The 13,442-nt window shown below is 50.5% G+C and carries 17 protein-coding genes and 1 tRNA gene; 7 read left to right on the top strand and 11 right to left on the bottom strand.

Annotated features, from left to right (window positions below):
- Positions 1-153 precede the first annotated feature (153 nt).
- The 3 genes from J3352_RS07735 (at position 154) to J3352_RS07725 (ending at position 2,751) form a co-directional block, all read left to right on the top strand.
- Complete coding sequence (locus tag J3352_RS07735) at positions 154-1,041, top strand: type III pantothenate kinase (protein ID WP_005931758.1); 888 nt, start codon at positions 154-156, stop codon at positions 1,039-1,041.
- Between the two features lie 24 nt (positions 1,042-1,065).
- The gene (locus J3352_RS07730) at positions 1,066-2,049 is read left to right on the top strand and encodes a Gfo/Idh/MocA family protein (RefSeq protein ID WP_035393742.1); all 984 of its coding nucleotides are present in this window, start codon (positions 1,066-1,068) and stop codon (positions 2,047-2,049) included.
- A 102-nt stretch (positions 2,050-2,151) separates the two neighbouring features.
- Positions 2,152-2,751 (top strand): ECF transporter S component, encoded by a 600-nt coding sequence (locus J3352_RS07725; RefSeq protein ID WP_005931752.1) that lies wholly within the window; start codon positions 2,152-2,154, stop codon positions 2,749-2,751.
- 131 nt (positions 2,752-2,882) lie between these two features.
- Here the strand turns inward: J3352_RS07725 and J3352_RS07720 are convergent, their stop codons facing one another.
- Positions 2,883-3,215 (bottom strand): DUF6465 family protein, encoded by a 333-nt coding sequence (locus tag J3352_RS07720; RefSeq protein ID WP_035393739.1) that lies wholly within the window; start codon positions 3,213-3,215, stop codon positions 2,883-2,885.
- A 185-nt stretch (positions 3,216-3,400) separates the two neighbouring features.
- Positions 3,401-3,880, bottom strand: a complete 480-nt coding sequence (locus tag J3352_RS07715; RefSeq protein WP_099357287.1) for a hypothetical protein — start codon at positions 3,878-3,880, stop codon at positions 3,401-3,403.
- A gap of 328 nt (positions 3,881-4,208) precedes the next feature.
- Between J3352_RS07715 and J3352_RS07710 the strand changes: the two genes are divergently transcribed.
- Positions 4,209-4,287: transfer RNA gene (locus tag J3352_RS07710), tRNA-Leu, on the top strand.
- 64 nt (positions 4,288-4,351) lie between these two features.
- Here the strand turns inward: J3352_RS07710 and J3352_RS07705 are convergent.
- From J3352_RS07705 to J3352_RS07665, 9 genes are all read right to left on the bottom strand, one after another.
- Positions 4,352-5,848, bottom strand: coding sequence for a tyrosine-type recombinase/integrase (locus J3352_RS07705; RefSeq protein ID WP_156066553.1), 1,497 nt, complete (start codon positions 5,846-5,848; stop codon positions 4,352-4,354).
- A 2-nt stretch (positions 5,849-5,850) separates the two neighbouring features.
- Positions 5,851-6,216 carry a helix-turn-helix domain-containing protein gene (locus J3352_RS07700; RefSeq protein WP_156066555.1) on the bottom strand — a complete coding sequence of 122 codons (366 nt, stop codon included), beginning with the start codon at positions 6,214-6,216 and terminating at the stop codon, positions 5,851-5,853.
- Positions 6,217-6,330: 114 nt separating this feature from the next.
- Positions 6,331-7,140, bottom strand: coding sequence for a DUF6551 family protein (locus J3352_RS07695; RefSeq protein ID WP_156066557.1), 810 nt, complete (start codon positions 7,138-7,140; stop codon positions 6,331-6,333).
- On the bottom strand, positions 7,131-7,805 hold the full coding sequence (locus tag J3352_RS07690; RefSeq protein WP_097839050.1) for a type II toxin-antitoxin system PemK/MazF family toxin: 675 nt from the start codon (positions 7,803-7,805) through the stop codon (positions 7,131-7,133). The genes J3352_RS07695 and J3352_RS07690 overlap by 10 nt, the downstream gene beginning before the upstream one ends.
- An 86-nt stretch (positions 7,806-7,891) precedes the next feature.
- Positions 7,892-8,119, bottom strand: coding sequence for a hypothetical protein (locus J3352_RS07685; RefSeq protein ID WP_005927345.1), 228 nt, complete (start codon positions 8,117-8,119; stop codon positions 7,892-7,894).
- A gap of 404 nt (positions 8,120-8,523) precedes the next feature.
- Positions 8,524-8,997, bottom strand: a complete 474-nt coding sequence (locus J3352_RS07680) for a sigma-70 family RNA polymerase sigma factor (protein WP_156066559.1) — start codon at positions 8,995-8,997, stop codon at positions 8,524-8,526.
- 525 nt (positions 8,998-9,522) lie between these two features.
- Positions 9,523-10,230 (bottom strand): ImmA/IrrE family metallo-endopeptidase, encoded by a 708-nt coding sequence (locus tag J3352_RS07675; protein ID WP_197036535.1) that lies wholly within the window; start codon positions 10,228-10,230, stop codon positions 9,523-9,525.
- The gene (locus J3352_RS07670) at positions 10,230-10,511 is read right to left on the bottom strand and encodes a hypothetical protein (protein ID WP_156066561.1); all 282 of its coding nucleotides are present in this window, start codon (positions 10,509-10,511) and stop codon (positions 10,230-10,232) included. Before J3352_RS07670 ends, J3352_RS07675 begins: the two co-directional genes overlap by 1 nt.
- 43 nt (positions 10,512-10,554) lie before the next feature.
- Positions 10,555-10,752 (bottom strand): hypothetical protein, encoded by a 198-nt coding sequence (locus J3352_RS07665; RefSeq protein WP_081027658.1) that lies wholly within the window; start codon positions 10,750-10,752, stop codon positions 10,555-10,557.
- Positions 10,753-10,960: 208 nt separating this feature from the next.
- Here J3352_RS07665 and J3352_RS07660 point away from each other — a divergent pair, with 208 nt between their 5' ends.
- The 3 genes from J3352_RS07660 to J3352_RS07650 all read left to right on the top strand — a co-directional run.
- On the top strand, positions 10,961-11,788 hold the full coding sequence (locus J3352_RS07660) for a LexA family transcriptional regulator (protein ID WP_156066563.1): 828 nt from the start codon (positions 10,961-10,963) through the stop codon (positions 11,786-11,788).
- A 19-nt stretch (positions 11,789-11,807) separates the two neighbouring features.
- On the top strand, positions 11,808-12,011 hold the full coding sequence (locus J3352_RS07655; protein ID WP_242821978.1) for a helix-turn-helix transcriptional regulator: 204 nt from the start codon (positions 11,808-11,810) through the stop codon (positions 12,009-12,011).
- Between the two features lie 381 nt (positions 12,012-12,392).
- Positions 12,393-13,442 (top strand): phospholipase D-like domain-containing protein (locus J3352_RS07650; protein WP_207700497.1); only part of this gene is annotated, 1,050 nt, incomplete at its 3' end.

Genomic DNA, 13,442 nt, shown 5'->3' with positions numbered 1-13,442 from the left:
AAAATGCGGTAAAATAGCTTGACTTAGAATAAAACCTCTCCGTCAAGGTCTGCGTCTTTGCCGCCTCTCCTGCCGGGAGAGGCAAGCCAACCGGCTCCTCTGGCAGGGGAGCCGGAGCAAAGCGCCTGAGAGGTTTTGCAGGAAAGGTAAAATATGATCTTAGCCATTGATATAGGCAACACCACCGTCGCCCTGGGCGGCATCAAGGACGGACGTGTATGCTTTGTGGCCCACATGGATACGGTGCGCACCCGTACCGCCGCGGAATACCGCATTGAAATGGAAAAGGTGTTTGCCCACCGCCGCCACCCGGAAAAGCCCATCCGGTTCGAGGGCGCGGTGCTGACCAGCGTAGTGCCCCAGATCACCGGGGCACTGGCTGAGTGCGCCCGCTATTACACCGGCAAAAAGCCGGTCATCGTTTCGCCGGAGATCCGCACAGGCCTGACCATGGGGGTGCCTGACCCCCATGCCGTGGGCAAGGACCGGCTGGTGGATGCCGCTTACGCTGCGGCGAACTTCCCGCTGCCGGTCATCACCGTGGATCTGGGCACTGCCACTACATTTAATGTTGTGGATGAGAACCGGGTATTCCGGGGCGGTGTGATCTGCCCGGGGCTTTCCACCGGCCTGCGGGCTCTGGGGGAGCGCTGTGCCCAGCTGCCGCAGGTGCGGCTGAGCTCCCCCAAAGCAGCCATTGGTGTGAACACTGAGAGCTGTATGCTTTCGGGCTCTGTGCTGGGCACGGCAGTCCTGCTGGACGGCATCACCCAGCGCATTGAGGAAGAGCTGGGCCGTCCGGCCACCCTGGTGGTCACGGGCGGGCTGGCAAAGTATGTCACGCCGCTCTGCCGCCATCCGCTGACCTACGACCCGGAGCTGCTGCTGAAGGGGCTGGCACTGCTGTACCAGATGAACGCACCTCAGCCGCACTATGCCGCCGGGGGCAGGCGGCGGAACCCGAACAACAATTTCCGCCGGGGCCGCCGTCCCCGCTCCCAGCGCCGGGAACGCCGCGAGGAGAAGAACAAAAACGGCTGACGACGAAACAGGATGGAGAGAACAATGAAACTAGGGATCCTGGGCACGGGGATGATCGTGCGGGAGTTTCTGCCCTGGCTGGCAGGGCCGGACTGCCCCTTTACGGTGCAGGCGCTCTGCAGCACCCAGCGCAGTGCGCCGGTGGCCGACGAGATGTGCGAACAGTACGGCATTCCCCAGCACACCACGAACTATTTTGAATTATTGCAGTGGGTGGACGTGATCTATCTGGCCGTGCCCAACCTGCAGCATTACCGCTATGCCAAGGTGGCGCTGGAAGCGGGGAAGCATGTCATTGTGGAAAAGCCCATGGCCTGCACCGCTGCCCAGACCGAGGAGCTGGCGGCGTTGGCCCGCCGCAAAAAGGTGTTCCTGTTTGAGGCCATGACCACCCAGTACCTCGAAAACTACAACAAGATCCGGGAGCTGCTGCCCCGCATTGGCAGGGTGAAGCTGGTGCAGTGCAATTTCAGCCAGTATTCCAGCCGCTACGATGCCTTCTGTGCCGGGGAAACGCCGGTCTCCTTTGACCCGGAGTGTGCGGGCGGTGCCCTGATGGATCTGAACGTCTACAACATCAGCTATATCGTGGGCCTGTTCGGTGAGCCGAACCAGGTGCACTACCTGGCCAACATGGAGCGCGGCATCGACACCAGTGGTATCCTGACCATGGAGTACAACAGCTTCAAGGCAGTCAGCATGGCCGCCAAGGACTGCGGTGCGCCTGCCCGGTATGTCATCCAGGGCACAAAGGGCTATATCCTGCAGAAATCCACGGCCAACTGGTGCGGTGGCGTGACCTTCCACCCCAATCAGGGCAAGGAAGAGCACTTCAACCTGAACGGCGGCAGACCCCGGCAGGCGGCGGAGTTCCACGCCTTTGCCAGGGCCATCGAGGGCGGTGACCAGGAGCTGTGCAGCCGGATGCTGGATACCTCCGTGGCCGTCAGCCGTGTGCTGACCGTGGCCCGGCGGAGCGCCGACATCAAATTTCCCTGTGATAAATAAGGTGGGCTTGCCCGCTTATTTATAGATTCCCTGACAGAAAAAACCAGATTTGCGCCGTATCCGACGTATAGGGCGGAACGGCAGCAGGAGGAAAACTGAATTATGAAAAACAACGATCTTCGCACTCTCACCCGACTGGCACTGCTGGTCGCCATCGAGCTTGTAATGAAGGCCATCGGCCTGGGCAGTGTGCCCATGGGCCCGCTTTACATGAGCTTCCTGACCCTGCCCATTGCGGTGGGTGCCATCACCATGGGCCCTGTGGCCGGTGCTGTGCTGGGCGGCGTGTTCGGCGCGGTGAGCTTCTATGATGCCATTACCGGTGCTTCCGCTATGACCGGCGCTCTGTTCCAGGTCAGCCCTGTCAACACCTTTATCCTCTGCGTGGGCATGCGTGTGCTGATGGGCGTGTGTGTGGGCCTGATCTTCAACGGCCTGAGCAAGCTGGATAAGAGCCGCACCTGGAGCTATATCGTCAGCGCCATGTGCGCTCCGGCCCTGAACACTCTGTTCTTCATGGGCTATATCGTGCTGGCGTTCTACAACTGCGACTATGTCCAGAACCTGGTGTCCGTTAAGGGCGCTGCCAACCCCCTGATGTTCGTTGTGCTGCTGGTTGGTGTCCAGGGCGTGGCTGAGTTCCTCGTCTCCGGCATCCTGGGCGGCATCGTGGCCCGCGCCGTGCATAAGTTCCTGAAGTAAGACCCCGCGTTCCGCGTCAGGGAAGAGCGTATGGGTTTGTAACATTGTAAAACAAAAGACCAGAACTGAACTGCCACTTGGCAGAACAGCTCTGGTCTTTTTCTGTGCGGTGAAAAACAGAAACACAGCCTTTACAGAGGCAGCTTGCCGCCGACCTTGTTGACGACATAGTAGGCGGCCTCTTCCTCAGGCTTGACGTAGATCTTGCAGGACTGCACGCCCACCTTGTGGGTCAGGCGGTAATCGGCCTTGGCGCGGTCCACAAGATCGGTGATGTTATACTGCTTGCCGGCAAATTCAACGTAGATCTCAGGGGAAAGCGGGGGACGGCCCTTGTGGGCGGTCTTTTCCGTTTTGGGGGCTTTCTCCGTTTTGACAGCGGACTTTGCGGTCTTGCGTGCGGGCTTTGCCTCGGCTGCGGGAGCTTCTGCAGCGGCAGGAACGACAGGCTTTTTCACTGACATGGATTCTACCTTCTTTCTCATATAGTTTTGCGTGTGGGAATAATACCGGAATGCACCGGTAGAAAAACTTTGCATCAAACAGCAGCATATAACTATATAATAGTTTTTTGCGGCGCATTTGTAAAGAGGTTTTGTGAAAAAAGGTTCGTTTTCAGGCAGGAAATGCTTTTTTGTTTCTGGAAAAGTTACTGGGTGCACAGTCCCTCGGCCCGTGTGACGATGGACAGCAGCAGTTCAGCATCCCAGTCCTCTGCCAGCACAAATAGATCATCGCAGATCTCCTTCTGGATTTGTGCCGTCGTTTTTTGTCCGGCAAGGACGCAGACCGCAGAAAGCAGTCGAACTTTCAGGGCACAAATTTCTGCGGGTGCGCCCCACAAACGGGCAAGGTCATAATTGCTGGTGTTTCCGCAGGGCATGGCACAGGCAGCGCAGTTGGGAGCCACCCGGTGCTTCTCGGCTTCAACGATGTCAGTCAGCCGGAGCAGCGCGCTCTCGGCGGCCTTGGGGTCAGCCGCCAGCCGCAGACCGGCAGCCAGTATGCGGTCAGTGTCCTCCGTTTTGGATTCATTGACCGTGGAGCGCGCCAGCCCCACCAGCGCGCCCAGCAGAGTGTCCCGCTGACGCTGTGCAGCGGTAACGGGAGCAGAAAACGTGTGATTCATAGGAACCTCCAGGCTCTTTTTTTGCTGTAAGGATACCACGGAATCCCCGGAAAGGGAAGGCGAAAAATTCTTTTTTCTGCAAAAGGGAATAGCGTCTTGATTTTGGACGGAAAATCCGCTATAATAGTACTGTTCTACATACGCCGGTGTGTCGGAATGGCAGACGAGGGGGACTCAAAATCCGTTTCGTGTTTTTTCGTGTCTGTGCGAGAAATTCACGAGTATTCGTTGAATTTTGAGAGTTTGTCGAAGCAGGATTTCTTACATCCCTCCTGAACATCCCTCCAATCTTCAGAAACCGGTACTAATGTCCCAAAATTGAATATAAGCCGATGTGGCGGAATGGCAGACGCAAACGACTCAAAATCGTTCGGGAAACCATGTGGGTTCGAGTCCCACCATCGGCACTCCATCATAAAACAGCTTAGAATCGAAAGATTTTGGGCTGCTTTTCTTTTTCTGCTCAGTTTCTTATACTTTGGTGTTTTCTGGGAAGATGTTGACGATTGCATTCGCCGAGGACACCTTACTGGAGAAATCCAGATGTGTATAAATGTTGCTTGTTGTGCTGATGTCACTGTGACCGAGCCACTCCTGAATCTCCTTCAGGCTCACGCCATTGGCATAGAGCAGACTGGCACAACTATGGCGCAGATCGTGAAAGCGGATACGCTTCATCTGGTGTGCGACCAGAAAATCCGGGAAATGCTGACTCAGAAAGTCGGGCCTAATCCGCTTTCCCATCGGGTCTACATAGATATAGTCAAGATAATCGGTGCAATAGCTTTTGCCGCAGACCTTCCGATTCTGCTCCTGCTCCTTTTTCATTTTATTGAGCATCTGCTCACAGGCAGGGATTAGGGGAAGTGTCCGGCAGCTCGACTTTGTTTTTGTCTTATCTCGTGCGATTTCCGTTACCGTTCCGTTGACCTTTGCGGTCACAACCGTATGCTGAATGCTGATTTTCTTGTTCTCAAAGTCAATGGCATCCCATTTCAAACCAACAATTTCACTGCGCCGCAGCCCGTAGAATGCAGCCATGATGACGCCAAACTCCGAAGGGTCACCTTGAATCACCTTGAAAAGTTGCTCCAGTTCTTCACCGCTGTAAATCTCCGACTTGAACTTTTCCTTACGAGGACGTTCAACGCGATCTGCCGGGTTGGAACGGATCATGCCGATTTGAAAAGCATACTGTAAGCATTTGCGGATGTTGGCGTGATAGTGAATGACGGTGTTTGCCGTAAGGCCACGATCCAACTCATGCTGGTAGAAGTCTTGGATGTATTTGGGATGCTGTTCCATATCCTGTAATGTATAGTGGAGCGGTTCAAAATATGGGACGATCTTGTGAATGATTGCTCTTTCATAGCTGGCATAGGTTGTGATTTCCACTCGTGACTTCATCATTTTCAACCAGTCCGTGATGAAGTCGGTGAAAAGTACCGGGGAGTTATCAAGGCAGGGGTCAACTTCTTTGATGGGGCTGACCTTCAGCCAATTATTGGCAACGGCATATTGCAGGGCATCGGTCAACTCCTTGTGCCAATCAAGAAGCTGCTGTACACTGGCCTCCTCCTGCTGACGCTCATAGCGGAAGAATGTTTCCAGATCGCGCGGAGAGAGTGCTTTCAAAGACAGCCGCTTCTTTTCAAAGTATGGGACAACTACTCTTCCCAGATCATAAGCATATCTGCCATAGGTTTCGGGCGAAAGGTTCATCACACTTTCCCGAAGCCAGCGGTTCAGATATTCCGATACCGGCAGGTCGGAAACCTGCTGCATCGTTTCCGGGTTAAACTCTTTTTGTGTTTTACGCAACAGAGATTCAGCTCTTTTTTTGTTTCCTTTAACCGGAAGTCCTGTGCTGATGGATTTGGTTCTGCGCTTTCCATTTGTGTCTTTCCAGCTCAGAATCATCTGATACATACCGTTTTGTTCTCTTAAATGTCCGGCCACATTTGTCATAGTTATGCTCCTTTCTGTTCGCAGCCAAATGTCCTTTGCTTAGGCATCATAAGTTTAGAAGATTCTGGGGTGTTTTGCAAGGATGGCGCAAGAGAGTTTGATAGGCGCATCCCTCCAAGTTGCCGATTCTGATCGATCAGGTACTCTACCACGCAGAGTTTTGGTATCTTATAACTGCGTCCTACACGCGCCGAGTGGATCTTATTCTGCTTGACCAGCAGATACGCATTCTTCCGGCAGATGCCAAGCATTTCCTGAAGAATGTCTACGGATACCACATCCGGGTAATCCTTGAACATCATCATGTACCGCTCCGTCTTGCGGTCGGGCTCTTCCTGAATCAAAGTGCAGGCTGCGATCTCGCCCATTCCTGTCCTCTCCTTTCTAGTTCAATATGTCAATTATTTGAAAGAAAACACTATATGTAAAGAACGATGGTCTTTTCCGGGTACCATCGCCCTTGCCAAAGGAGATATTTGAGTTTAGAACTTCATCGGCAGCGCGTCTTTCCTGCACTTGCCGTTGTAGGTGGTGTAGATGGGATAAACGTACCGCCGCCAGCCCGGAAGCTTGGCGGGGTTATCCCGGCTGATACGGTAGAGCTCCATGGGATGGACGCCGCTCAGCGCACGGACAAGCCGCTCCGCGCTGTACTGCCCGTGGTACAGCTGTACAAAGTATATCACGCCCCGCAGGACAGCCGCCCGGAAGGAATCCGGTCTGCCCTCCCACGCCGCCACGATGTGCCGCAGGGCTTCGCAGTAGATCTCTTCGCCCAGCTGGTCGTACAGCTTCAGCGCCGTGCCCACGCAGCTGATGCGGTAGTCGCTCAGCTGCATACTGTCGTAGTTGAGGGACAGCCCCACCCGGTTGGTGGCTGCGACAAACGCCTTGGAAGGCGCATCGCCGCCCACTACCTTGGCGCGCAGCTTGATGCCCGCCGACAGGGGGGCGGCGTGACCGTTCTGCTCCGCAAAGAGCAGGGCTTCCTGCTCCATCGTCAGGCCGGTGTAGACCTTGCAGAGGATCGGGCGGTCCGCGCCACCGTTGAGGAGGATGCAGCCCTCGATGGTGTGCTGCCCGTCCATCACATAGTACCTGCCGTTGCGGAAGCTGACCTTCGGCTCGTTAACGATGTACTCATTGAAGTCTCTGGCGATCAGCTCCACCCGCTTGCGCTCCACGCCCCGCTGGTAGATCTCGCGGGGATAGATCAGCTTGCTGCTGTGGATGACCGAAAGCTGGTACGGCGGGTTGATACCAATGAAAGTATTGTTTTCGTTCAGGCGCATCGCATTTCCTCCTTGATTCTCCAAATGTACTTCTCGGCTTCCTCTAAGATCTCAGCCACCTGCTGCTTCCGCTTCGGGCTGGTGAGCAGGCTGGGATTGAAGGTGAAGCTGTATTCCAACCGCTGGATCATGGCATGAACCGCGGATTGCAACTCGGTGTACAGCATCATTTCCTCGATGCTTCCGGCGTTCTCAAAAGACGATTTGATGGGCGTATAGGGGTAGACAGGTGGTTTGCCATCCACCACCTCAGGCGGCGCGTAAAGCGCCGTAGAGCGCCGGATAGGCTCCATCTGCTGGATGCTGCCCATGGGGTTCAGCGCAAGGCTGATACGCACTGCATCATCCACCCTGCGCATCTCCTCTGGGGTCAGATGCCCCAGATACTTCAGCGCCCGGCTCTTGTCGATGGTGAAGATCTGCTCTGCCTGCACAACGGACGGCATATTCAACCCTGCGTTTTCCAACAGGCAGTGGGTCGGCTGGTTTACTTTCTTTTCCGCCTTGCTTGTCATGGTCGCAACGATCAGGGTCGGAGAGTGATAGTTGCCCACGTCATTCTGAAGAATGACCGCCGGACGGTCACCGCACTGTTCCGAGCCGGTGCTCGCCCCAAAATGGGTGAAGAAGATGTCTCCGCGTTGGAATTTCCAGTTTTGCTGCAAAATTGTACCTCCATGTTGTTATGTGCAAAGCCCGCTGACGGATGTTCCGCAGCGGGCTTCGTTCACGGTATGGTGGTATGGTTGGGTCAGCGGTGCATGACCACATAATCGTAGCCGCGCCGCATCTGGCAGACGGTGCAGGTGTCCATGCTCCGGTCTGCGCTGGGTACAAGTGCGATCTTGAATGCCTTTGCATCCACAAAGTGCCGCAGACAGGTACCGCAGAGGGTGCGGATGGACTTGACCATCTCAGGGGTCAGCTCCATCTCCTCGTAGATCTCCTGCTCGCGCACCGTGGGGTTCAACTCGTCCATAAAAATGTCCTCCTATATGTATCAAAGTGGATATTCGGGTAAAGATTAAATTGGGATACGTAAAAAACGGGAACTGCCGAATGCGCAAAAACGTACCCGGCAGTTCCCGGATCAATATGATTAAAGGTCTCGCATATTCGCCCTCGGCCCCCTGCGAGTGGGGCATGAACATCTGGCAGCGGACTTGTACCGCTTCATTGGCATTTCAGCCACCCCGTCTGCTTTGTGACCGGGCCGCGAATTACGGAAGTATCATTATCGGAGTACCAGATGACGGAACTATTCAGTTTTCAAGGTTCATGAGGTCGGACGTTTTTCCCTGCGGCGAGTGCCGCTTGGAAAATTGTCCCTTCACTTGGTAGGCATCGAAAAAGGCCAAATTGTTACCTGAAAAAGAAAATGGTTCAAAAGTTCTTCAAAAACATAGTCATTCGTTCGATTCGCTTATGAATCGTAATCCTTTTGGATTCCAAGGTCATTGCAATCTCGGACTCGGTGTACCCAGCATAGACATAGAGCGTAAGAATTTTGAGGTCGAGTTCCGATAAATTTTCGAGAGCAGCCAGCAGCCGCTCGTTCTCAATTTCGCCGATCCATGTGAAGCAGCTCTTGGTTTCGCAGTAGTGATCCGTAACGGAAATAGCTTTCTGATACTTGTCCATCAAGGGCGAGTAGGATTCTTCGCTCTGTTCAAAGGACGGCGCTGCCATTTCCTGCGTATGGTTCTGGTAAGAACGATTAGCGTTAAAAACAGACCAGTCGTAATCGTACATTGCGTGAATCGCTTCACTGCTCATACCAGCATCCTCATACTGCTTGCGGGTCATAGCCCATTGACTATCAAAATTCTTCTTTTCCAAACCGTAGTTAAAGCCCATGTTAAACCTCCAAATTTTCGATAAGTCGTGAAAAGTCGAAAATTTGGAAGGCTACGGATATTTCGCCGCTTGGGGCATCCACGAAAAACGGACAAACATAAAGCCTGCTCCTTTTTACGGGAGCAGGCTACCTGAAGGCTAAAAAAATAGCCGGACAACAACCAACTGAGGGATCTTCAAAGAAAATCTCTCAATCAGCTGTTGCCCGGCTATTTGGAGCACGTTTCATACATTGCCTTGCGGCAATGGCCCGTTGCTCGGAGCGAACAGTCCATATTCAGGGTGCAATGCACCCGTATTTGTTAAAATGACTGGAAAATCACCGGCATCTAAAGGCCAGATCAAGTCTCAGGGTTTCTTTGCATCTATTGCACTTCACTTGTAGTATACCTGAACACCCCTCGATTTTCTGGTATAACTTATTTCCACAAACAGGGCAAAATCTCCAGCCTATGCTAAATTCTGCCTGCTGTGTAGTAGTCGGTGCTTTACCGGCAAAGGGACGGTTCTTTAACTGAATCATATTCATTCTCCAAATCGCATGATGTCCAATGGATGGCAGTGGATGGGTTTGCCTCTTATAACCTGCATCTGCTGCAGTCTGATCCTGATCGCAGACCAAGAAACCCCAATCCGTTGAGCCATCTCCAGAATTTTTTCATAGTTAGGGTCAGACACTGATTTGTACAGAATCCCATTTGGCAGAGTCAACGCTACACGTTCTATTTCGGCATTGATCAGAAATGTTGGCATCAGCAGCTCTGCTGCAAGGGTATCTGCCTGCCATTCTTCCCACGAGGGCTGACCATTTCGCTCTCGATAGGCAATGTGCCCGCGACAGTTGGCTGCTTTTCCGTAATCATTCGGAAACTGGTCAGCCAGAATCTGGTGCGCCGTTTCATGTGCTATCGTAAAATTCCGGCATCCAGTGCATCTGTCTGCTGCAAGGGAGGAATCAATCACAATGTCTCTCGGCATAAATACTTCAAGGAGCTTTGTCCCATCCCCAAGGGTTGCTGTGAAGCTACATCTCTGGAAAACCGTTAATCCAAGGATGTGACCATCGCTACACAGCGGCAACATCTTCAGGTTCAGTCCAAGAACAGAACTTGCAAACTGCTCTGGGTTAATAGGAACTGGGTTATTTTTGCTTATTCCGAAGAGTGCATAGTACATTTCAATATATTTGCCTGCCATGCACGAAAGTTCTGCACGCGATAAGTATCTTGCCATTATGAAGCCCTACCTTCTGATGTGGCACAGTAGGCTTCCACGAACCACTTGCCCTGCTCAAGCCAAAGACTTCGCTTCTGCCCGCAGATTAGACAGGTGAAGCAGTGACCTTTTCCGCCAAGGCGCGATGTGCCATGCCTGACTGCCAAAACACGGTCAATTCCATAAGTGCGAGTCTTGTCATAGTTTATGGCAAGAGGACGGATCTTACCGTCAGGAGTAAAACGAACATCCACTTCGACGTATCTTTTCTCACGGCGAAGGTTGTAATCACCATACATCAGAAATCCTCCTTTTTGCAGATTTATCAGAATGCAGCGTGCATTACTTGCGAGTCATACTGCGTGCCACGAACTGTTTTTCGTTTAACAGAGGAACGGACACTGTATGCTTTTTCCACTCATCCATAGAGCAGGTTACCGCTTTGCACAGACGGCATTTTGTCCAGCCATCGGTTGCATCAAGATCTACATCATAGTTCATGGTTCCGCACATCGGGCATCTTACGTTTTCTTTTCTCATAATATCACCTCTTAAAAACACCGAACAAATATGATTTCGGTCCAGAATCAACACCAAAAAGCTGTTATTCGTGGATTTGATTCGATTATATACCTGCTTTATGGAGATGTCAATTACGCATTTGTCGCTATTTTAGAGATTTCTTATTGATTTCCTGTATTTTCTATACTATAATAGAGCTACCGGATCACAAAGGAGTGTTCTTGTTATGAAAAAGAAAACCACGCTCACCAAAATACACATAGCCCCATCCACAGTGCGCTATGATGCAGTCGCTGCGAGGGATAGCAATGAGGTTGGTCAGATTCTCGCAGGCACACGAAAAAGGAATGGCTATTCACTTGTAGCTTTCTCTGAACTTCTCCGTCACTATGGCGTCGATGTCAGTGATAAAGGAATCAGCAAATGGGAAAAAGGCTATACCACTCCTAGCATCTATCAACTAGTTGCAATCTGCTACGCATTGAACATCAAGGAGGGTCCTTCCTACTTTACAAAGAACTTTCAGAAACCCGCCCTTCTAAATGACATCGGGCAAAAAAAAGTCGCTGAGTACGAAATGGACTTGATTGCATCCCGGCGCTACCAGCCAGACGCAGAAGAGCCCGCGGAAATCGACTACATAATGATGCCTGTATCAGAGTTGCCAGTATCGGCAGGTCTAGGAGCTTTTCTTGAGGGTGAAATGTTCCAGCAGATACAAGTGCCTGCCAGTAGCGTTCCGGCTGGTGCCGAGTTCGGGATATACGTTAGCGGTGATAGTATGGAGCCGCGTTATCATAACGGACAGATTGTATGGGTGAAGCGCTGCGAAGAACTTGAATGCGGGGATATCGGGATATTCGTATATGATGACTGTGGATATCTGAAAAAATACGACGAACATACCCCAGACAAATCCCAAGCAGAGTTCCTTACCGACAGCTATGGCGTGGCGCATAACCAACCGGTTTTGGTCTCTCTTAACACCAAATATTCGCCGATCCTTATATCTCCAGAGCAAAGATTTGAGATCGTTGGAAAAGTTTTGAACTAAAAAGATGGGAGGGGTTTTCGTGGATACGATCAAGCGTGTTCAGGATTTGATGCAAGAGCGTGATATGAATCTATGTGTGTTGACAAAAAAATGCGGGATATCGTACTCCACAATCCAAAGTACTGCCCGTCGAGGAGGGCAGTTAAGCGTAGAGACGATTGAAAGAATTTGTCAGGGTTTGGGAATTACATTAAAAGACTTCTTCGATTCCTCCTACCTGTAAATATAGGGGCAGCAAAAAAGCCGTTCGCCACGCTGGAAAATCTGCGTGGTGAACGGCTTTAATACTGCTTCTATTTATCCTTTGGTAATCTCCAGATAAACACTAATCTCCATGATTGTTACCATTGAAGGAATACATTTGCGACGATCTTCGGGCATACCGAATAAGATTTGCCTTGGCAGTTGAAAACAGCTCAGGTTACCTATTGCAATTCTGACTATTTGGAATATACTTGTAAGTATCAAATTATTTCACTGTATGAGGACATCCGCACCAAACTTATCCAGTCCGGTGTAATGAAATGCAGAGAATAAAAGACAAAATTGGTATGTTCCACGAAATTTAGGGAGAAAACTGAGCAAGTAGGAAGGCGGAATATATATGAAACAAGATACTTTAGAGGGCAAAGCAAAAACAAAAAATGGGGTAAAACGGCTGTGTTTTTCCATAATCTGCATTCTTCTGGAAGTGATTTTTATTATTACTATCGTAACACGCTTGAATGAATATGCAGAAGTCATAAATTTATTTACAAGGATTTTGAGTGGGATCTTGGTTTTGGGATTGTACGCATCAAATAAGACATCCTCTATGAAAATGCCTTGGGTCATCTTAATTCTAATTTTCCCAATTATGGGTGTAGGCCTGTATTTGTTGATTGGTTTGAATGGTGGCACACATAAAATGCGTGAGCGGTATGCAGAAATTGATAGCAAATTGTTACCAATGCTTCCGGACAGTCAGGAGTGTTTGAGCAGAATAAAAGAAACAATTCCGAAAGCAGGAAATATAGCAAGTTACATACAAAGAAATTCGCAGTATCCAATCTATCAGAATACGGATATTGTGTATTTTGATGAAGCAGTGAAAGGATTAGAGGCACAGCTTAAGGATTTGGAGAAAGCACAAAAGTTTATCTTTATGGAATATCATGCGATAGAAGACGCTGAAGCATGGCATAAGATTCAAGATGTTCTGGAAGAGCGAGTAAAAGCAGGCGTGGAAGTTAGAGTATTCTACGATGATATGGGTTCTATAGGCTTTATTAACACAGATTTTGTGAAAAAAATGGAGACAATAGGAATTCATTGCCGTGTATTCAATCCGTTTATGCCAGGTTTAAATCTGTTTTTGAACAATCGTGATCATAGAAAAATAACAGTTATTGATGGAAAAGTCGGATTTACAGGTGGATATAATCTAGCAAACGAATATTTTAATTACACACACCCGTATGGACAGTGGAAAGATACAGGTATTCGTTTAGAAGGAGATGCTGTTCAGTCGCTTACAGTGACATTTTTAGAAATGTGGAATGCTGTTAGTGAAAAAGCTACGAATGATACTGATTTTAGTAAATACATTATTCATTACGGTTATAAAGCACAGCAAACAGGTTTTGTTCAGCCTTATGCAGACAGTCCTATGGAT

This window comes from Faecalibacterium sp. Marseille-Q4164, assembly GCF_017377545.1.
Lineage (GTDB): Bacteria > Bacillota > Clostridia > Oscillospirales > Ruminococcaceae > Faecalibacterium > Faecalibacterium duncaniae.
This window is presented reverse-complemented; position numbering and strand designations above follow the sequence as displayed.

Coding starts and splice junctions, on each gene's coding strand:
- J3352_RS07670 (WP_156066561.1), bottom strand. CDS start 10,511: ATGTATGGTGATTACAACCTTCGCCGTGAGAAAAGATACGTCGAAGTG.
- J3352_RS07660 (WP_156066563.1), top strand. CDS start 10,961: ATGAAAAAGAAAACCACGCTCACCAAAATACACATAGCCCCATCCACA.
- J3352_RS07715 (WP_099357287.1), bottom strand. CDS start 3,880: ATGAATCACACGTTTTCTGCTCCCGTTACCGCTGCACAGCGTCAGCGG.
- J3352_RS07685 (WP_005927345.1), bottom strand. CDS start 8,119: ATGGACGAGTTGAACCCCACGGTGCGCGAGCAGGAGATCTACGAGGAG.
- J3352_RS07695 (WP_156066557.1), bottom strand. CDS start 7,140: ATGCGCCTGAACGAAAACAATACTTTCATTGGTATCAACCCGCCGTAC.
- J3352_RS07735 (WP_005931758.1), top strand. CDS start 154: ATGATCTTAGCCATTGATATAGGCAACACCACCGTCGCCCTGGGCGGC.
- J3352_RS07665 (WP_081027658.1), bottom strand. CDS start 10,752: ATGAGAAAAGAAAACGTAAGATGCCCGATGTGCGGAACCATGAACTAT.
- J3352_RS07705 (WP_156066553.1), bottom strand. CDS start 5,848: ATGACAAATGTGGCCGGACATTTAAGAGAACAAAACGGTATGTATCAG.
- J3352_RS07725 (WP_005931752.1), top strand. CDS start 2,152: ATGAAAAACAACGATCTTCGCACTCTCACCCGACTGGCACTGCTGGTC.
- J3352_RS07680 (WP_156066559.1), bottom strand. CDS start 8,997: ATGGGCTTTAACTACGGTTTGGAAAAGAAGAATTTTGATAGTCAATGG.
- J3352_RS07730 (WP_035393742.1), top strand. CDS start 1,066: ATGAAACTAGGGATCCTGGGCACGGGGATGATCGTGCGGGAGTTTCTG.
- J3352_RS07675 (WP_197036535.1), bottom strand. CDS start 10,230: ATGGCAAGATACTTATCGCGTGCAGAACTTTCGTGCATGGCAGGCAAA.
- J3352_RS07700 (WP_156066555.1), bottom strand. CDS start 6,216: ATGGGCGAGATCGCAGCCTGCACTTTGATTCAGGAAGAGCCCGACCGC.
- J3352_RS07720 (WP_035393739.1), bottom strand. CDS start 3,215: ATGTCAGTGAAAAAGCCTGTCGTTCCTGCCGCTGCAGAAGCTCCCGCA.